17 protein-coding genes are annotated in these 19,349 nt (G+C 42.3%); 11 read left to right on the top strand and 6 right to left on the bottom strand.

Annotation, left to right across the window (positions count from 1 at the left end; translation table 11 throughout):
- Window positions 1–23: 23 nt before the first annotated feature.
- From CWB60_RS09265 to galE, 4 genes are read right to left on the bottom strand one after another with little or no spacing between them, the layout of a single operon-like run.
- Window positions 24–1,025, bottom strand: a complete 1,002-nt coding sequence (locus tag CWB60_RS09265) for a Gfo/Idh/MocA family protein (protein ID WP_138578041.1) — start codon at window positions 1,023–1,025, stop codon at window positions 24–26.
- Between the two features lie 19 nt (window positions 1,026–1,044).
- The gene (gene galK / locus CWB60_RS09260; RefSeq protein WP_024032028.1) at window positions 1,045–2,193 is read right to left on the bottom strand and encodes a galactokinase; all 1,149 of its coding nucleotides are present in this window, start codon (window positions 2,191–2,193) and stop codon (window positions 1,045–1,047) included.
- The gene (locus CWB60_RS09255; RefSeq protein ID WP_138578039.1) at window positions 2,183–3,247 is read right to left on the bottom strand and encodes a UDP-glucose--hexose-1-phosphate uridylyltransferase; all 1,065 of its coding nucleotides are present in this window, start codon (window positions 3,245–3,247) and stop codon (window positions 2,183–2,185) included. The genes galK and CWB60_RS09255 overlap by 11 nt, the downstream gene beginning before the upstream one ends.
- Before the next feature lies 1 nt (window position 3,248).
- The gene (gene galE, locus CWB60_RS09250) at window positions 3,249–4,262 is read right to left on the bottom strand and encodes a UDP-glucose 4-epimerase GalE (protein ID WP_138578037.1); all 1,014 of its coding nucleotides are present in this window, start codon (window positions 4,260–4,262) and stop codon (window positions 3,249–3,251) included.
- Between the two features lie 306 nt (window positions 4,263–4,568).
- On the opposite strand from galE, the gene CWB60_RS09245 reads away from it, so the two are divergent.
- On the top strand, window positions 4,569–5,396 hold the full coding sequence (locus CWB60_RS09245; RefSeq protein ID WP_138578035.1) for an SDR family NAD(P)-dependent oxidoreductase: 828 nt from the start codon (window positions 4,569–4,571) through the stop codon (window positions 5,394–5,396).
- A gap of 144 nt (window positions 5,397–5,540) precedes the next feature.
- On the opposite strand, the gene CWB60_RS09240 is transcribed toward CWB60_RS09245, so the two are convergent.
- Window positions 5,541–5,780: an HP1242/YdcH family protein gene (locus CWB60_RS09240; RefSeq protein ID WP_004588182.1), complete on the bottom strand. Its 240-nt coding sequence runs from the start codon at window positions 5,778–5,780 to the stop codon at window positions 5,541–5,543.
- 301 nt (window positions 5,781–6,081) lie between these two features.
- Between CWB60_RS09240 and CWB60_RS09235 the strand changes: the two genes are divergently transcribed.
- From CWB60_RS09235 to speD, 10 genes are all read left to right on the top strand, one after another.
- Window positions 6,082–7,071 (top strand): zinc-dependent alcohol dehydrogenase family protein, encoded by a 990-nt coding sequence (locus tag CWB60_RS09235; RefSeq protein ID WP_024032031.1) that lies wholly within the window; start codon window positions 6,082–6,084, stop codon window positions 7,069–7,071.
- Window positions 7,072–7,401: 330 nt separating this feature from the next.
- Window positions 7,402–9,675 (top strand): putative bifunctional diguanylate cyclase/phosphodiesterase, encoded by a 2,274-nt coding sequence (locus tag CWB60_RS09230; protein ID WP_138578033.1) that lies wholly within the window; start codon window positions 7,402–7,404, stop codon window positions 9,673–9,675.
- Window positions 9,676–9,803: 128 nt separating this feature from the next.
- Window positions 9,804–10,385, top strand: coding sequence for an anthranilate synthase component II (locus CWB60_RS09225; protein ID WP_004588186.1), 582 nt, complete (start codon window positions 9,804–9,806; stop codon window positions 10,383–10,385).
- 46 nt (window positions 10,386–10,431) lie between these two features.
- The gene (locus tag CWB60_RS09220) at window positions 10,432–11,592 is read left to right on the top strand and encodes an HDOD domain-containing protein (protein ID WP_138578031.1); all 1,161 of its coding nucleotides are present in this window, start codon (window positions 10,432–10,434) and stop codon (window positions 11,590–11,592) included.
- A 444-nt stretch (window positions 11,593–12,036) separates the two neighbouring features.
- Entirely contained in the window at window positions 12,037–13,242 is a 1,206-nt protein-coding gene (locus tag CWB60_RS09215) for an aspartate aminotransferase family protein (protein WP_004588188.1), read from the top strand.
- An 84-nt stretch (window positions 13,243–13,326) separates the two neighbouring features.
- Window positions 13,327–14,343 carry an arginine N-succinyltransferase gene (gene astA / locus CWB60_RS09210; protein WP_138578029.1) on the top strand — a complete coding sequence of 339 codons (1,017 nt, stop codon included), beginning with the start codon at window positions 13,327–13,329 and terminating at the stop codon, window positions 14,341–14,343.
- A gap of 16 nt (window positions 14,344–14,359) precedes the next feature.
- The gene (gene astD / locus CWB60_RS09205; RefSeq protein ID WP_138578027.1) at window positions 14,360–15,829 is read left to right on the top strand and encodes a succinylglutamate-semialdehyde dehydrogenase; all 1,470 of its coding nucleotides are present in this window, start codon (window positions 14,360–14,362) and stop codon (window positions 15,827–15,829) included.
- A gap of 140 nt (window positions 15,830–15,969) precedes the next feature.
- On the top strand, window positions 15,970–16,317 hold the full coding sequence (locus CWB60_RS09200; RefSeq protein WP_004588191.1) for a DUF3802 family protein: 348 nt from the start codon (window positions 15,970–15,972) through the stop codon (window positions 16,315–16,317).
- Window positions 16,318–16,466: 149 nt separating this feature from the next.
- Window positions 16,467–16,880 carry an OsmC family protein gene (locus CWB60_RS09195; protein WP_004588192.1) on the top strand — a complete coding sequence of 138 codons (414 nt, stop codon included), beginning with the start codon at window positions 16,467–16,469 and terminating at the stop codon, window positions 16,878–16,880.
- Window positions 16,881–16,968: 88 nt separating this feature from the next.
- Window positions 16,969–17,781: an adenosylmethionine decarboxylase gene (gene speD / locus CWB60_RS09190; protein WP_004588193.1), complete on the top strand. Its 813-nt coding sequence runs from the start codon at window positions 16,969–16,971 to the stop codon at window positions 17,779–17,781.
- 83 nt (window positions 17,782–17,864) lie between these two features.
- On the opposite strand, the gene CWB60_RS09185 is transcribed toward speD, so the two are convergent.
- Window positions 17,865–19,136, bottom strand: a complete 1,272-nt coding sequence (locus CWB60_RS09185) for an aromatic amino acid transport family protein (protein WP_004588194.1) — start codon at window positions 19,134–19,136, stop codon at window positions 17,865–17,867.
- Between the last annotated feature and the right edge of the window lie 213 nt (window positions 19,137–19,349).

Raw genomic sequence — 19,349 nt, 5'->3', positions numbered from 1 at the left:
CTTGTTGTGTGTATTTTTTATTATTAATCTAGCTGATGGGCTTCAACGCTATCGCTGTATTTAAGCTGCCACTGCGCCCGAAGCGTATCCATTATGTGCATTACCCGCAGGCTTGTGCTGAGCGGTAATACATTGCTTTGTGTTTGTTGTTGTAAAATACATTCGCTAACGTGCGCAATTTCAAATTTAAAGTTTTCATCGTCATTAAAGCTAAAATCAAACTGCTGCACTTGTTGGGCGTTTAAATGAAGCTCTAGCGACTGTGCACCAACAAATTCAGCAATGCGAATATACCCATGCTCCCCTAAAATACAGGCTTCGGTAGGGCCATTTTGTTGTAACGCGCTACTAAGCTGCGCAAATTGCCCTTGGCCGTAATTTATAAGGGTTACACTGCGCTCATCTACGCCGGTCGTGCTTTTATGTACTAATGATTTAATTTGTTCAGGGGCTTTATTAAATACCACATCGGCAATTGATATAGGGTAAATACCTAAATCAAGCAATGCGCCACCTGCGGTCGCTGGGTTCATTAACCGGTGTGAGTCAGCAAAGTCGCCCGCTAGGCTAAAGTTGGCATTCACACTGTGTACTTTGCCTATTACGCCCTCGCTTAATAACTGCTGCAGTTTTACTATGGCAGGTAAAAAGCGCATCCATACACCTTCCATTAAAAAGCAGTTTTGTTGCTCGGCTAACTGGCTAAGGGTTATGAGTTGCTGTGCATTAACAGTAATGGGCTTTTCGCTGAGTACATGCTTATCGTGCACTAAGCATTGCGCAATAGTTTTAAAGTGTTGCTCGTGGGTATTAGCAATATATATGGCGTCAATGTGTGGGCATTGCATAAGGGCCTGGTAGCTCTCATAGCCTTTAACTGAATAGTGAGTGGCAAATTCTTTTGCGCGTTGCTCGCTGGTCGATGCAGCGCCAATAAGCTGTGCATTAGCGCAATGCGCAATGCTTTTAGCAAAGGTGTGAGCAATATTGCCACACCCAATAATACCCCAATTAACCTTTGCCATGCTTATTCCTTAATGATGTTTAAAAAGACGTAATTTGTAATCCTGAACCTGCTGAACATACGTAAATGTCGGCATTTAAATTAAAACGCTCAAAGTAGTGCTGCTCCACCGCTGCTTTGATAAGTGGTACTTCTGCATCACGGCATAAACACACAATCGCACCGCCAAAACCGCCGCCGGTCATACGTACTGCACCGCGTTCGCCCATCGCTTCTTTACAAATTTCTACTAGGCCGTCGGTTGCTGGTACGGTTACTTCAAAGTAATGCTTAAGCGATTGGTGCGATGCCGCCATTAGCTCGCGCAGCGTATCAATGTCGTTATTTTGCAGCGCTTTAGTTGCTGCAATTACACGCTCGTTTTCGCTAATTACATGGTGTGCACGTTTGTATTCGTTTTCGCTTAGTGCATCTTTAGTTGCTTCAAGCGTGTCCATGGTGGCTTTACGAAGCGTGGCTACATTCATTTTTGCAGCTGCTTGCTCACAGTCAACGCGACGTTGGTTGTACTCGCTATCTACCAATTTACGTGGGTAGTTAGAGTTAACAATAACAATGTTTAAATCATCAGGTACTTTTACTGATTCAGTCGCTAGGTTTTCACAGTCAATTAAAAGCGCATGGCCGTTTTCGCCTTTTGCCGAAATAAGCTGATCCATAATGCCCGATTGGCAATGCATAAAGTCGTTTTCGGCTTCTTGGCCTAGTAAGGCAATTTTTTCTTCGCTTAAACCAAGCTGTGCAATATGGTTAAACATACCACCAATGGCCACTTCTAATGCCGCCGATGACGATAAACCACTGCCTTGCGGTAAGTTACTGTCAATAAGTAAATCGGCGCCGCGTAAAGTATGGCCCGCGCGCTTTAGTACAAATGACACGGCACGGATATAGTTACCCCATTGCGATTGCCCTTCGCTGATGTCTTCATCAACACTAAAGCTGTCTTTTTCGCCTGGGTAATTTAACGAATGCACGGTAATGATGTTGTCGTCGCGCTCTTTAAACATAACTTGAGTACGAAACTCTAACGAGCACGGAAATACAAAGCCGTCGTTGTAATCGGTAAATTCGCCAATTAGGTTTACACGCCCAGGTGCTGCAGCAATACCTTGAGCAGGCGCACCGTACAGTGATAAAAATTGTTGTTGAAAATCGTTAAGCGTCATCAGTGTGTCCTGCTGTTTTTTTGTAGTGTGTGGTACTGGCTGCTTGTAAAATAGAGGCAGCTGTTTCTGCGCTTAAATCGCGCTGGCTTTCGCCTAACATTTCGTAGCCAACCATGTGTTTTTTAACGGTGGCAGAGCGAAGTAGCGGCGGGTAAAAATGGGCATGTAAGCGCCAATGTTGCTCATCTGAGCCACGATTAGCCGGTGCATTGTGCCATCCCATAGAATACGGGAAGCTACAATTAAATACGTTGTCGTATTTAGTGGTTAATACTTTAAGCGCTTGTGCTAAGGCGTCTGTTTGCGCATCGTTTAGCTGGCTAAAGTTTTGAATGTTATCTTTAGTTACAAGCAGTGTTTCAAACGGCCATGCTGCCCAAAATGGCACTACAACAAGCCAGTGCTCGTTTTCAAATACGACGCGGGTTTTATCTGCTTGCTCTTTTTGCACGTAATCGGCAAGCATCGCGCTGCCATGCTTTTTATAATAAGCAAGCTGCTGGGTATCTTCGGCTTCTATTTCGGTTGATAAGTGCGAATGCGCCCATACTTGGCCATGCGGATGAGGTTGCGAGCAACCCATGATCTCGCCTTTATTTTCAAACACCTGAACACATTCATAGTGTTGTGCAAGTTCTGTGTAGTTGTCTTTCCAGGTTTTTACTACTTCGTGCAGGGCATCGTGCTCAAGCTCTGGCAGTGTTTTGTTATGCTCTGGTGAAAAACAAATCACACGGCATTCGCCGCTTGCTTCATCAGCAATAAATAAATCGCTGTCTGAGTCTAAGCTTTGCGATTGCTCGCTCTCATTAGGCGTCAGTGCGCCAAAGTCATTTCTAAATACATGGGTGTATTTGTAATCTGGGTTGCTGTCGCCATTTGCACGGGTGTTGCCTGGGCAAAGTGGGCAGCTTTCATCGTGTTTTGGTAATATGCTTTCGTTTACTGCTTCTGTAGCACCTAACCACGGGCGGTTATTACGATGCGGTGATACTAATACCCAGCGCCCCGTTAGCGGGTTTTTACGTCTGTGAGTACTTTCTAATAAAGCCATGTTAACTCTCCAACCCACTTGGGTAATTAGTTTGCCAGCGCCATGTGTCGTTGGTCATGTCGCTCAGTGTTAGTTCTGCGTGCCAGTTAAGGGTGGTTTGTGCTTTTGTGGCATCGGCGTAATTACAGGCAATATCGCCTGCACGGCGCGGTGCACTTTTATAAGGAATATCTTTACTGGCTGATGCGCTAAATGCTTTGATCATATCAAGCACCGAATAACCTTGGCCTGTGCCTAGGTTGTATGCATGAAAGGCGGTATCTGTTTTATGTTGCATAAAGGCCGCTACATGGCCCTTAGCTAAATCTAAAACGTGAATATAGTCGCGCACGCCGGTGCCATCTTTGGTGTCGTAGTCGTCACCAAAAATATTAACCACTTCGCGTTTACCTACCGCAGTTTGAGCAATAAATGGCATTAAGTTATTGGGGATACCATTTGGGCTTTCGCCTAATAAGCCGCTTGGGTGCGCACCAACAGGGTTAAAGTAGCGAAGAGCAATGCCCATAAATTGGCTGTTGGCATTACATACGTCTTGCATGGCTTGTTCAACCATAACTTTGGTCCAACCGTAAGGGTTAGTAGCGCGTATAGGGTGTTTTTCATCAATAGGTAGGTAGTCTGGCTCGCCGTACACAGTGGCCGATGAGCTAAATATAATATGGTTAACGCCTACCTCTTGCATGTTTTGTAGCATGCTTAATGTGCCCGACACATTGTTTTGGTAATAACGCAGTGGTTGCTCGGTTGATTCACCTACCGCTTTAAGTGCTGCAAAGTGAAATACAGCCTCAGCTTGGCTGTGTTTAAGGGCAAGTTTAAACTGCTGCTCGTCTTGAATGTCACCTAAAATAAACTCAAAACGGGTGCCGGTAATTTTTTCGAGTTGATCAAGCACACGGGGGCTTGCGTTAGATAAGTTGTCGTAAATAACTGGGGTAATGCCTGCCTCATGGAGGGCAATACAAGTGTGGCTACCTATATAACCCATACCGCCTGTAACTAAAACTTTCATGTGTTTTCTCGAAAAGTGTATTTATATGATAAATACTACTATTAAGGTAATTTAAAAACAATAGTTATGATTGCCCGTTATTTCAAATAAACGCTTAAAATTTACCCAAGCAAAGGCACAATGGCTATACCTACTTAATAAGGGCGCATAGGTTTATCAATTAATTCTATAAACTGATTCTACTGAGCCACTAATTATTAGTCGCTAAAAGTGGTGGTACTATTAATAAATAGCAGTGAGCTAATGCGTGTGTAATTTGTCGTTAATGCAATGGCCAAAGTCTTAATACAAAAAGGAACGTTCAACATGAAAAAAACAATTTTATTAACCGGTGCCACCGACGGTATTGGCCTAGAGACCGCTAAAATGTTGTTAGCGCAAGGGCATACTGTATTATTACATGGCCGCAACCAGGACAAGTTAAATACTGTACAAGCAAGCTTAAACGCTGATTACCCGCAAGCAAGCACAGCCACCTACATTGCCGATTTAAGCGATATGGCGCAAGTAAACACCTTGGCTCAGTCAGTGTTAGCCGACTTACAAAACGCGAATGAAATACTTGATGTAGTTATTAATAACGCCGGTGTTTATAAATTGGCAAATATCACTACTGTAAATGGGCTAGATGCACGGTTTGCAGTTAATACGTTAGCGCCTTATTTACTTACTAAAGCGTTACTGCCTGTAATGAACACGCAATCACGTGTGGTTAACGTGTCATCGGCTGCACAAACCAGCGTTAACTTTGACTCGTTAGTGGGCAAAAAGCCGCTATCAGATAGCGCAGCCTACGCGCAAAGCAAATTGGCTATTACTATGTGGTCGCGTCACTTAGGTTTAGCACTTAAAGGTAACGGGCCGTTAGTTGTTGCGGTAAACCCTAAGTCGTTACTAGGTAGTAAAATGGTAAAAGATGCTTACGGGCTTGCTGGTGGCGACTTAAAACTAGGCGCTGATATTTTTTGCCGCGCCGCATTAAGTGACGAATTTAAAGATGCCACTGGCCTTTATTTCGATAACGATGCAGAGCGCTTTGCACCGCCACATCCAGATGCGCTCAACCCTGCTAAAAATCAGCAGTTAGTTGATACGTTAGATAGCCTGCTTGCTCAGCTAAATGCTGATAGCTAGTAGCAAATTAACGCGAAAAGATTTCACACATGCCTTATAAAGCCTAGTTGTTTTTTATAAAGCCGATATGTGCTTTAAATGTTTTACCCTTTGTTGATCGTCGAAGAGTTCACCTAACGGTGAACTCTTTTTTTGCGTGCAACATTACTCTTGTTGTAAACGCTCGTACAACCAATCTTTTAATTCTGAACGCTCATGTTTTAGTTGATTCATTTGCTCATCGCTAATGGGCGCATCTTTAAGCTCTAAAACACGAATTTCTTTATCTAGCTTGTCGTATTTATCTGCCTTTTTAGCAAATTCTGTGTCGCTTTTATTTAGCTCTGCAATGGTATTTAGGTACTGTGGAAAGTCATTGGTAAGTGAGTGGTCTTCGCCTAACATATTCGCTCCTTAGTAGGATAAATGAGTTACTTAAGTGAATTACTACCTTTTCATATATTACTCTGGGGCTTAGACAATAATAAATCAACCATAGCTAGCTTAAATTGGTATAGCGCAGCGACTGGGTAGGATTTTGTTTAATGCCTACTTTTAAACAGTGATAGAGTGATTTTTAAACTCTATTATAAATATTATTTTGAAACTGATTGTGTGTTTAGCCTTATTATCATTTGTAAAGGGTGTGTCTAGAATGAAGCTTCATTACATAATTACTTATCAACAGATAACAGAGGCAATACCCATGAAAGCAATGACAATTAATAATTTTGGTGGCACCGAAGAGTTTGTAGCAGCTGAGGTTGCAAAACCACAAGTAACAGCAGGTAATGTGTTAGTTCGTATTGCCGCAACAAGCGTAAATACAATTGATATGATGATTCGTCAAATGGGTGCTGACTTACCCTTTGCTCCAAAACTACCAGGCATTTTAGGGATGGACTTTGCAGGCACCGTTGAAGCTGTTGGCGAAGGCGTAACAGACTTTGCAGTAGGTGATGAAGTATATGGTTGTGCTGGTGGCCTAGGCGATTTACCAGGTGCACTTGCTGAGTTTATTCTTGCTGATAAGCGCTTAATTGCTCACAAACCTAAAAACCTAAGCATGAAAGAAGCAGCCGCTATTCCACTTGTAGGTATTACAGCACTTGAAGGCTTAACACGTGCAAGTGTAAGTGCAGGCCAAAAAGTATTAGTACACGGCGGCGCAGGTGGTGTAGGCCATTTAGCAGTACAACTAGCTAAGCATTTTGGCGCTGATGTTTACTCAACTGGCGGTAACGCAGAGCAACTAGCACTAATAGAAAGCTTTGGCGCTACAGGCATAAACTTTAAAGATGAAACCGTAGAGCAGTACGTTGAAAAACACACAAGCAACGTTGGTTTTGACATGGTATTTGACACCGTAGGTGGTGGTAACCTGACTAACTCATTTGCTGCAGCAAAGCTAAATGCACAGGTATCTACAACGCTTTCTTTATTAGAAGTAGATTTAAGCCCAGTACACTTTAAAGGGTTATCGTTAAACGTAATCTTTATGCTTATTCCAATGATCCACGACTTTAACCGTCAAGACCACGGCGACAAACTTACTAAACTTACGCAAATTGTTGAAGCAGGCGGTATGCGCCCAGTACTTGATGAGCAAGACTTTAGCTTAGAAGAAGCAGCTAAAGCGCATGACCGCTTAGCAAGTGGCCAAGCTATGGGTAAAGTTGTTATTTCTGTACAATAAATTATACCAATCCGCATAATTAAGTGATCTATTTTGAGGATGGAAAAGCGTGTTGATAGCAAGGCAAAAAATTCGCTATTTAGTTGCTCTAAATGAGAATTTTAACGTAGATAGCGACACGTTTAGCCCCTGAAAATGATTAAGTATTATTGCGGATTGGTATCATTACGGCCGGCATCCTCGCCGGCCTCTTTCTTTTTTATGCCCGCCTGATTAACGTTTGTACATCTTTTTTTATAACCAAATATAAACAATAGTGCTTTTATTAATCGTATATAATTACGTTTTAAAATGAGTTGTTAATGTTTTGGGGTCAGAGCAAGCGTTTATATGAAAATATTCACTAATAAATTTGCCAGTAAAGCTAAGCAGTTTTATATCGGTATTGTGCTGGTAGGCTGTGTACTGTCTGCGATGGTTTATTATCAGGCAGAAACCATTAAGCGCACCTCATCGACCTTAATGGAACAACAAATTCCGGCGCTACGCGATATTCGATTAATCGAAACCTACCTAGTAAAGCAAGAGCGCTTATTATATGAGTATTACGCAACGAGTAAACGTGAACTTTATTTAATCGACTTTTTAGAGAATCATGTACGTATACTTGCGCTGATAAAAAACCTAGATCAAAACCACAGCACATTAGCGCTAGAAAGCAGCTTAAGTGATGAGTTTAAAAGTGGTTTAGACTTAGCACTTAAATTACACGAAAACCTATCAAGCAGCAGCACTAGTTGGGATTTAGCCAGAGAGCAACTAGAGCAACTCACCGAACTGCAAGCCCAAGTGATGGGGCACTTAACAAATGCAGAAACGGTTATTTCAAATGCGGTTGATAGCGGCTACAAAGACACCGAAAGCAACCTGCACACCACAGTCAATATTGTGTTTTTGTTTACGTTTGCCATAGTGCTGGTAAGCATTTATACAGGGCGTTACGCATCTAAATTTATAAAGCTTAGTGCCCGTAACGAACGTTTAGCGCTATTTCCAACGCGCAACCCTAACCCAATTGTGAGTTTAAGCGCCAGCCTTGAGCTTAACTACTGTAACCCTGCCGCTATTGCTATGCATAAAGCGTACGTAAGCGATAAACATAGCACGCCCATTGCATTACTAAGCCCTAATATAAAGCAGCAACTAATAGACACTAAGCAGTCGGCTAGTCATGTTGAGCGTTTTTATACACAGCTAGATAACCATTACCTCACTTACCAAATACATTGGCTGCAAGAAATAGATGCCTTTGATATACACATACGCGATGTAACAGAGCAATTTGAGGCAGAGCGCTCATTAGAGTATTTAGCCTTTCATCACCCGTATTCAAAGTTGCCAAACCAAGCCAGTTTAGAAACATACACCAATGAGCTAATTTCGCTTGAGCAGCCTTTTAGTTTAATGCTGATTGATGTAAGCCACTTTAAGCTATTGCTTGAGCAATATGGTTTATCGGGCGCTAACGAGTGTATAAATGCCTTTGCTATGCACTTATCGCACAGCGCTAATAAATTTTCTCAGCAGTTAAAAAGCAAAAACAAACTGACCTTTTATCACATTGCCGATGCAAACTTTGTGGTTATTTATACCGAGCAAGATTGCTCAACAACCCTAGATGACTTACTCAAAGGCGTACAAAGCCGTTTAAGCCAAGCTATTAGCACACCGTACGGTGAAATGCGCATGAGCTTTAACTGCGGTGTAACACGCTACCCAACTAGTAATAACTATAAAACGCTTCTACTGCACGCCAATATTGCTTTAGAAGAGGCAGTAAAACGTAATATTCCCTACGCTTATTTTGATACCGAAAGCGGAGTTAAGCATGCACAGCAGCTGCATATTGCTCGGCGCCTTGATACCGCCATTGAAAAGCAGCAGTTTGAGCTTTATTTTCAGCCTAAAATGCACCTTAAATCGCAAACCATAAACAGCTGCGAATGTTTAATTAGGTGGTTTGATAATGGGAAGTTTGTCTCTCCGGCGCAGTTTATTCCTATTGCCGAGCACAGCGGGTTTATATTGCCATTAGGTGAATGGATACTCGATAGTGCCTTTGCCCAAGCTAAAAAATGGCATCAGCAAAACTTAAATATCCGCTTGGCTATTAATATATCGGCAAGACAATTTACACAGCAAGACTTTGTGCAAAGCATAAAACAGCGGTTGGCGCATTTTAACGTGCCCGCGCATTTAATTGAGCTAGAAATTACCGAAACCGCCATTATGGACGATGAAGAGTTTGGTATTTCAGTACTGCAGGCGCTGAGTGCACTGGGTATTAGCTTATCAATTGATGACTTTGGTACGGGCTATTCGTCGCTGGGTTACTTACAGCGTTTTCCGGTTAATAAATTAAAAATAGATCAGTCGTTTGTGCGCAATATGGCGACAGACACACGGGATCAGGCTTTAGTATTGAGTATTTGCCAATTAGCTAAAAACTTAGGGCTCGATATTATCGCCGAAGGCGTAGAAGAGCATGCCCAACTTGAAAAACTAAAAGAGTATAACTGCGACCTAATTCAAGGGTACTTGTTAAGCCGGCCAATACCAGCAAACGAATTTGAAGCATTTTTAGCTAAAGGCGTAAGTTTTTAAGGCGTTTTGCTAATGTATGTTGGGTAATTATTAGTGATAGAATGGCCTTATAAAAGCTTCTATCGCTCATTTTACAAGCCACACATGTGAGCAAAGAGCACTACATTATTAAATAAGGTCGTTGTGTAATGCTGTTGATGATCGACAACTACGATTCGTTTACTTATAACCTAGTACAATACTTTCAGCGCTTAAACCAAGAGGTGCTGGTAAAGCGTAATGACGAAATATCTGTTGCGCAAATTAAGCAACTTAACCCCAAGCATATTGTTATTTCTCCGGGGCCTTGTACGCCAAACGAAGCGGGTGTGTCACTCAATGTCGTTGAGCAGCTAAAAGGCATTTACCCTATTTTGGGTATTTGCTTAGGGCATCAAACCATCGCGCAAGCGCTAGGGGGCAAGGTTATACGTGCTAAGCAAGTCATGCATGGTAAAACCTCACCTATTGTTCATAATAATAAAGGGGTATTTACCGGTTTAGAAAACCCGCTTACTGTGTGTCGTTATCACTCGCTGGTGGTCGAAAAACACAGTTTACCGAGTGAATTAGCCATTACCGCATGGAGCCAAACCGAGCAAGGTGAGTTTGACGAAATTATGGGGCTACTTCACACAGAGCTTGCTCTTGAAGGCGTGCAATTTCATCCCGAGGCTATTTTAACAACTCAAGGGCTCGAATTGCTTGCTAACTTTTTATCTCGCTTCTAACCTTACAGTAACCACCGAATGGTAATACTTATACTGAATGGACTTTATGACTGAACTTGCGTCGCAAAAGCGAATAGCCTCAATGCTTGACCAGCGTGCTCACGACTTGCTGCTTGGCCATATTTTTGCACATCAACAAATTGGCTTTATTCATACGCTGGAAATTGATTATGGCGAACCAATGAAGCAACGCACTTTATTAGAAGTAGAAGTTGCCGCACAGCATAAACGCCAGCAAAGTAGCACCGCGCATCATAAGTACCGAGCACAAGCGAGCAAACAACTTCATAAAGTAATAGAAACAGCCATATTTAAGCAATTAGAAGATATGGATGCTGTTATTCAAAACACCATAGGCATAGAAGATAACGTTGCTACCATGCTTGATATACTGGCGGTTAAGTCGGCAAGTGTTGGGCGTTTAGAGCCATTGGTAAATGATTCTAGTTGGCTTGGCCGCGAATTAGTGTCATTGGTAAACCTGCCTTACTACCGAAAGCAGCGCAGCAAAAGTACCTCAGTTAAAGTAGACAGCCCCGCACTTGCACTGCGCTATATTGGCCTTGATAACTTACAATTGGTAATTCCTACTTTTGCTATGCGCCATTGGATGCCACACAGCACAGAGCCATTTCCATTATTAAAACGCCGCCTGCGCGATGCCGCCATGGCCAATGCAATTGCGGCGCAAAAAATTGCAGAGCTTAACGATGTAAACCCTGTACATGCGTTTACACTGGGCATGCTTATAGATGTAGGGCGCATAGCCTTAGTACGCTTGTACTTAAAAACCTTTGAACAGGTATGGCAACGCAAAGTGCAAATAGCACGCGAAGCACAGCAAAAAGATTTACACACGGCATTGATGGAGCTAAAGCCAGATCCCTTATTTTTAACCACGTTGTTAAGTAATAAGTCGCTTGAGTTAAGTGCTAAAGTTATTCGAAAAATGGCTTTTAAGTTTTTGCCGTTTAATCATGTCATGGCGCAACTTGTTCATGGTATTGAGCAAAGTAGTGATGTTTTCCCTATGAGTGAAGTCATGCTTAAAGCGCGATGCTATTCGCAGTATTTAAATCTAAAACAGCACCAACTTATTGAACAAGATGAAATGCAGGCGTGGTTTTCGTATCACCAATTCACTAAAAATGAGCTAAAAGCCCTCGAAATAAGCAATTTTACCAACCTTGCTATTCAAATTGACTAAAAAGCAGCTTACTCGCTGGTCCTTATATCGGTAAATTGCCGTTGGTGGCGGCAAATTTTCATTAACTATTGAATTTTTTGTTAATTTTTTTGCGACTATTCATTCATTAACATCTCCCCAAGCACACCTCGCTTTAAGCGCTTAATGTAAGGCGCGACTCACTGCGCAGGCGCATAAGTATTAAAAAATGGCATTTATTTTCTATGCAGATAGTTATTCACTATCTATGAAATAATATCCCAAGGCCTTTATTTTAAAGGCCTGCATGAAAGTTTTTAACGAGACAGCACCACAAATATCTGAAATAATGAGCGCCTGAAAATTGAACCACAAGGCAGTTTTACGCTCAACCTTTTGCTATTTAGTGCGTAAATATCTTGGTTACATTTATAACCAAACACCTATTTTGATGTTTTGTGTTGCTCACAATTAAGAGGAAAAAAAATGACAGTCAATCGCGAATTATTTGATCACGTAATGGTTCCTAACTACGCGCCTTCAAGCGTTATTCCTGTTCGAGGCGAAGGCTCTCGCGTATGGGATCAACAAGGTAAAGAATTTATCGACTTTGCCGGTGGTATTGCTGTTAACTGTCTTGGCCATTGCCATCCTGCATTAGTAGGTGCATTAAAAGAGCAAGGCGAAAAAATTTGGCACCTATCAAACGTAATGACTAACGAGCCTGCGCTGCGTTTAGCTAAAAAAATGGTCGATGCGACCTTTGCTGAAAAAGTTTACTTTGCAAACTCAGGCGCAGAAGCAAACGAAGCTGCGCTTAAATTAGCTCGTCGTTTTGCACTTGATAAATTTGGTGCTGAAAAATCACAAATTATCTCATTTAACAAAGGCTTTCACGGTCGTACGTTCTTTACCGTAACCGTAGGCGGGCAAGCTGCATACTCAGATGGTTTTGGTCCTAAGCCAGGCGACATCGTACATTGTGATTACAATGACCTAGCTGCATTTGAAGCGCTAATTAGCGACAAAACATGTGCCGTAATGATGGAGCCACTGCAAGGTGAGGGCGGTATTATTTCGCCAACTGACGAATTTGCACAAGGCGTTCGTGAGCTATGTACTAAACACAATGCACTGCTTATTTTTGATGAAGTACAAACAGGTGTTGGCCGTACTGGTGAGCTATACGCATACCAAGGTTTAAACGTAGTGCCTGATATTTTAACGTCAGCTAAAGCACTTGGCGGCGGTTTCCCTATTGGCGCTATGCTAACTACTACTGAGATTGCTCAGCACTTAAAAGTAGGGACTCATGGTTCTACTTACGGTGGTAACCCACTGGCGTGTGCAGTAGCCGAAGCCGCATTTGATACTGTAAATACCCCTGAAGTACTGGCGGGCGTAAAAGAAAAAGCAGCATTATTTAACGAGCTTCTTAACGCGGTAAACGAAAAATACAACGTGTTTAGCGAAATTCGTGGCCAAGGTTTATTAATTGGTGCAGCGGTTAACGAGCAATACAAAGGCCGTGCTAAAGAGTTTTTAGTAGCAGCTACCGAGCAAGGGCTTATGTCGCTTGTAGCGGGTGCTGATGTAGTACGCTTTACGCCATCGTTAGTAATCACCGAAGCGGATATTCGCGAAGGTATGGCGCGTTTTGAAAAAGCAGTAGCAAGCGTAGTAAACGCTTAAGCGCTTTAAACCACCTTATTAAGGGCAAGCCTGCTTGCCCTGCATATTCTATTTACCGTTATTGATAAGGGAGCAAGCGGACTCATGATGATCCTTCGCCCAATCCAGCAAAATGATTACGCAGCATTATTAAAAATTGCCCACGAATCGGGCCATGGTTTTACATCTTTGCCGTTAAACGAAGAGTTACTGCAAAAGAAAATTGACCATTCTGTAAGTTCATTTGCTAAACAAACGTCACAACCTGGTGACGAAGGCTACCTGTTTGTTCTTGAAGATACCGAAACCGGTGAAGTAGTCGGTACTTCAGCTATTGAAGCTGCAGTAGGGCTTGATGATGCGTTTTATCATTACCACTTAAGTAAAGTAATTCACTCATCACGCACGTTAGATGTATACAAAGCGGTTGATATTTTAACCCTATGTAACGACTACACCGGCGCGACAGAACTATGTACCTTATTTTTGAAAGATGGCTATCGTAAAAACTGTAACGGTAAACTTCTTTCAAAAGCGCGCTTTATGTTTATAAAACAACATGAGCAGCGTTTTGCACAAACAGTAATAGCAGAAATGCGCGGCGTGTCTGACGAAAACGGCAGCAGCCCGTTTTGGCAGTGGCTAGAAGAGCACTTTTTCTCAATGGACTTTCCTACCGCCGATTACCTAACAGGTATAGGCCAAAAAGTGTTTATTGCTGAACTAATGCCAAAGTACCCAATTTACGTAAACTTGCTTAGCAAAGACGCTCAAGCGGTGATTGGTAAAGTACACGACAACACACGCCCAGCTATTGAGCTATTAAAAAATGAAGGATTTACCTTCAACGGTTACGTCGATATTTTTGATGCGGGCCCCACAGTAGAAGCAAAAGTAGATAACATTGCCACTATTCGTAATGCAAAAGACTTTAAAGTAGAAATAGGCGAAGCATCGGGCGATACCATGGTACTGCTTGCTAACGGCAAGTTAGAAGATTACCGTGCAACGGTTGCAGCGCTTAGCTTTGATGAGCGTGCAAGCAGCCTTATTTTATCGCAACAAATAGCCGATGCCCTACAGCTACAATCGGGCGACATCGTAAGCGCAACCCCAGTCTAATTAAGGAGAAAGTATAATGACTCATCCTGCACAATTTATTAATGGTCAGTGGTCACAAGGCCAAGGCGACGCATTTAATTCAGTAAACCCTGCAAATAACGACGTTATTTGGCAGGCATCTTCAGCGACTGCAGAGCAAGTAGATAGCGCGGTAAATTCGGCGCGCGAAGCATTTTACAGCTGGGCAGATAAAAGCTTTAACGAGCGCCTAGAGATAGTTAAAACCTTTGCTGCAACACTTAAAGAGCACAGCGAAGAACTTGCTGTTGCGATTGCCCAAGAAACCGGTAAACCACTGTGGGAAACGCGTACAGAAGCGGGCGCAATGGTAGGTAAAATTGCCATTTCTGAAAAAGCATTTTTAGAGCGCACCGGCGACGTAGAAAACGCTATGCCGGTAGGGCGTGCGATGATCCGTCATAAACCACATGGTGTAGTTGCCGTATTTGGCCCATATAACTTCCCAGGGCACTTACCTAATGGCCACATTGTGCCAGCGCTTTTAGCCGGTAACACAGTAGTATTTAAGCCATCAGAGCTTACGCCAATGGTTGCTGAGCTTACGCTTAAACTATGGGAAAAAGCCGGTTTACCTGCCGGTGTAATTAACCTTGTTCAAGGTGAAGTAGAAACAGGTAAAGCCCTTGCTGCGCATAAAGGCATAGATGGTTTATTCTTTACAGGTTCTTCGCGTACTGGTCATATTTTACATGAGCAGTTTGCGGGTCAGCCGGGTAAAATTTTAGCGCTTGAAATGGGTGGCAATAACCCACTGATTATTAAAGATGTGGCAGATACTAAAGCCGCGGTACACGATATTATTCAATCGGCGTTTATTTCAAGCGGCCAACGTTGTACGTGTGCACGTAAAGTATTTTTACCTAAAGGCCAACAAGGCGATGATATTTTAGCGCGCCTTATCACTGCAACTAAAGCCATTAAAGTAGGCAACTACGATGATGAAGATCAGCCATTTATGGGCTCTATGATCTCATCTGCGGCTGCAGCAGGCATGGTAAAAGCACAAAACGAGCTTGTTGAGCTTGGCGGTGAAGTACTAGTAGAGCTTGAGCACACAGCCAATACTGGTTTTGTAACACCGGGTATTATTGAGTGTTCAGCAATTAGCGATTTCCCAGATGAAGAGCACTTTGGCCCATTATTAAAAGTGTTCCGCTTTGATGACTTTGACCACGCAATTGATAAAGCAAACGATACCAGCTTTGGTTTATCAGCAGGTTTATTAAGCGACAGCGAAGCCGACTACAATCACTTTTTACGCCGTATTCGTGCCGGTATTGTTAACTGGAACCGCCCAATTACAGGTGCATCAAGTGCAGCCCCATTTGGTGGTATTGGCGCATCAGGAAATCACAGAGCAAGCGCATATTACGCAGCCGATTACTGTGCATACCCTGTAGCATCGGTAGAACTTGAAAAAGTAACGATGCCAGCAACACTAAGCCCAGGCTTAAAAATAGATTAATTACTGTTCTATTTATAGTTATAAAGAATGAGAAAAGCAGCTTAGGCTGCTTTTTTTGTATTGGTATCGCGCAAAGCTAGTAATTAGTGGCGCTTTCTGCTTAAATCTATGCAATTAGTTATTCAAAGGTGAAAATCACAATGGTTTTAGACAGGCAAGGGTACGATGACTTGATCATGTATCTAACTCAAAATTTAGCGTTATTTGAGAAGCCAGGCGAAATCAAACCCGGTGCCCCTACCGTTATGGAACTCATAGAAGACGTAATAGCGCATAACGTTATGCTAATTTGTGAACAACATACTAATCTTAATACTGAACAACGCAGCCAAATAGTGCGCGAGGTAGACGGTATTGTTTACGACTTACAAGAAGTACTAAGCAGCATAACCTCACAACCTGTTACGGTTGAACAACACGCATTTATAGATGAGTTTGCTGGGCTTATTAAAAACTTATTTGATAACGCGGTAACACAAACCTCTTAACGTTACCCGTTAACACAGCGCAGTATTACCTAATGACTGCGCTTCTATTACTTCTCGCCTTATTAATAACACCACTAAATTTAATCTCAGCGCTCACGTATCGTTGCAGATTGTTATACAATCAACAAAATTTTTTTAGAGATAAACACATGCAAGCAAATGTAAAATGGGTTGAAGGTGACACCTTTATTGGCCGTTCTAATTCTAATCACAATGTAGTTTTTGATGCCGGTAGCGACAGCGCTGCACCAAGTCCAATGGAAATGGTACTTATGTCGGTAGGTTGTTGCTCGTCGGTAGATGTTGTAAGTATTTTAAAAAAAGCCAAACAAGATTTTTCTGATGTGCAAGTACAACTAAGCTCAGAGCGCGCCGAAACAGCACCTCGTGTATTTACTAAAATTAATTTACACTTTGTTGTTACAGGCAATAATGTCTCGGAAAAACACCTAGCGCGTGCGGTTTCGCTCTCTGCTGAAAAGTATTGTTCTGTTGCTTTAATGCTTGATAAAACAGTAGAAATTACCCATAGCCACGAAGTTGTGCAAGAACAGGTAAAATAACGCTTTTTCCGTGAGGAAAATTCGTATAAAATCCGCGAACTTTTCATTCTGCAGGTGCAGATTTCACTAATTTATAGGTTGGTTTATCATGAACAAACCCTTCGATAAACTTAAACTTCATGGCTTTAATAATTTAACCAAAAGTTTAAGCTTTAGTATTTACGACATTTGCTACGCAAAGACCGAGCAACAACGTAAAGAATATATTGAATATATCGACGAGCAGTACAGTGCAGATAGACTAACCGACATACTAGGTGATGTTGTTGATATTATTGGTGCTAACATTTTAAATGTGGCGCGCCAAGATTATGAACCACAAGGCGCAAGTGTGACTATTTTGGTTTCGGAAGAGCCGGTAGAAGAGCAGCAAAATTACGATGCTGACGAAGCGCCAGGCCCATTACCAGATTCTGTTGTTGCGCACCTAGATAAGAGCCACATTTGTGTACATACCTACCCAGAAGCACACCCTGATGATGGTATTTGTACATTCCGTGCTGATATTGAAGTATCTACCTGTGGCATTATTTCGCCACTTAAAGCGTTAAACTTCTTAATTCATAGCCTTGAGTCAGACGTAGTAACCATTGACTACCGCGTACGTGGTTTTACCCGCGACGTAAACGGGGTTAAACACTACATTGACCATGCAATTAACTCGATTCAAAACTTCATGACAGAAGATACCAAAGAAGCGTACCAAATGATGGACGTGAACGTGTATCAAGAAAACCTGTTCCACACCAAAATGATGTTAAAAGAAACCGACTTAAACACTTACCTGTTCGGCCTATCTACTGATGAGCTGTCGGATGAGGAAGAAGAAGAAATTCGCTCTAAACTAACCCGCGAAATGCAGGAAATATTCTACGGTCGTAACCTGCCAGACGCAGAATAAATTAGTTTAAAAGTAATTTAGTTGTATTAAAAATGGCGCTCGGTGAGCGCCATTTTTTTATGGGGGTATTTATAGCAATTCGCTTAATTAAGCATGCTGTAAATAAGCGCGCATACGGCCAGTGAGCCCACAGCAAGTACAAACAATGTGCTTAAACGGTTGCGGTATTTACTCAGCGCAGGCACTTTGTATACGGCAATCATTGGCATAATAAATAAAATCATCGCAATGATAGGGCCAGAGAGCTGATCCATCATGTCTAAAATGCTTGGGTTTTTAACCGCACAAAACCAAATAGCAAAAAACATAATGAGTACGCCAATTTTGTCGGCTACTTTTGCACTTAAGCTGGTTTGCTTAGTCACCAAACCGGTAAAGCTTTCACGTGCACCTAAAAAGTGCCCTAAAAACGATGACGTAATCGCAATAAAGGCAACCAGCGGCCCAAGAGTCGCTATATACGAGTTACTGGTGATATTAGCAAGGTAAGATAAAATCGATACGTTAGCCGCTTTAGCAGCAGCCATTTGCTCGCTAGTAAGCGAAAGCACGCACGAAAACACAAACAGCAGTACAAATACAATAAGTAGTAAGCTAGTGCGCTTTAAAATAGCCTCAGCCTTATTAGTGGCCTGATTGCCATAATGCCCACGCTGCACGTTCACAAAGCTTGAAATAGCCGCCGCATGGCTAAACGAAAACACAATAATAGGAATAGATAACCACAGTGTTTTAGTAAAGCTGCCCGCCTCAGGTAGGCTCATATCAGGCATTTGCCAGCTAGGGATTAAATAGAGCGATAAGCAAAATAAAATACCTACAAGCGGATACACCAAAATAGCAAAGGCACGTAGCATTAAACGCTCACCGCCCATCATTAGGCTAATCATACCGGCAACCAATACGCCCGAAAGCAACACGCGAGAAGGTGACTCAAGGCCCATTTGGTTAACCATAAAGCTGTCAACGGTATTGGTTAAGCCTACGCCGTAAATAAGCAAAATGGGGAATATAGATAAAAAGTATAATAAAGAGATTAATCTACCCGCCGTTACACCAAAGTGCTCTTCAACAACATCAGTAAAATCTGAATCTTTGTTTTTAGACGACAACACAAAGCGGGCTAAGCCGCGGTGTGCTAAAAAGGTCATTGGAAAGGCTAAACACGCCATAATAATAAGCGGCCAAAAACCACCTATACCAATGTTAATAGGTAAAAATAAAATGCCCGCGCCAACGGCGGTACCAAAAAGGCTTAACGTCCACTGCGTATCGTGCAGGTTCCATTTAGAAGTAGGTGTGTGTTCACCTGTTGTTGATGCATTTGAAAGCGTTGCATCTTGTGATGGTGTCATGTGTGTACTCATCCATTATTTAAATAATAATCGCGCGCAAGAATATAGTTTTTAGCTAAAATTTTCATGTTTTGAGGGGGGTTGTAGACTAATTAATTAGACGCCGTTGCACCAAAAGTGTCATGAATACGAAACAGCGCTGTAAAAATAAACAAATACCCGAACCAGCACAGTTGTAGGTTGGGTAGAGCGAAGCGAAACCCAACACGCCAT

Origin of the sequence: Pseudoalteromonas sp. S327, from assembly GCF_005886415.1 — a bacterium.
GTDB classification, from domain to species: domain Bacteria; phylum Pseudomonadota; class Gammaproteobacteria; order Enterobacterales; family Alteromonadaceae; genus Pseudoalteromonas; species Pseudoalteromonas atlantica.
Note: the sequence above shows the minus strand (reverse complement) of the source record. Positions and strands in the feature narration are given on the sequence as shown.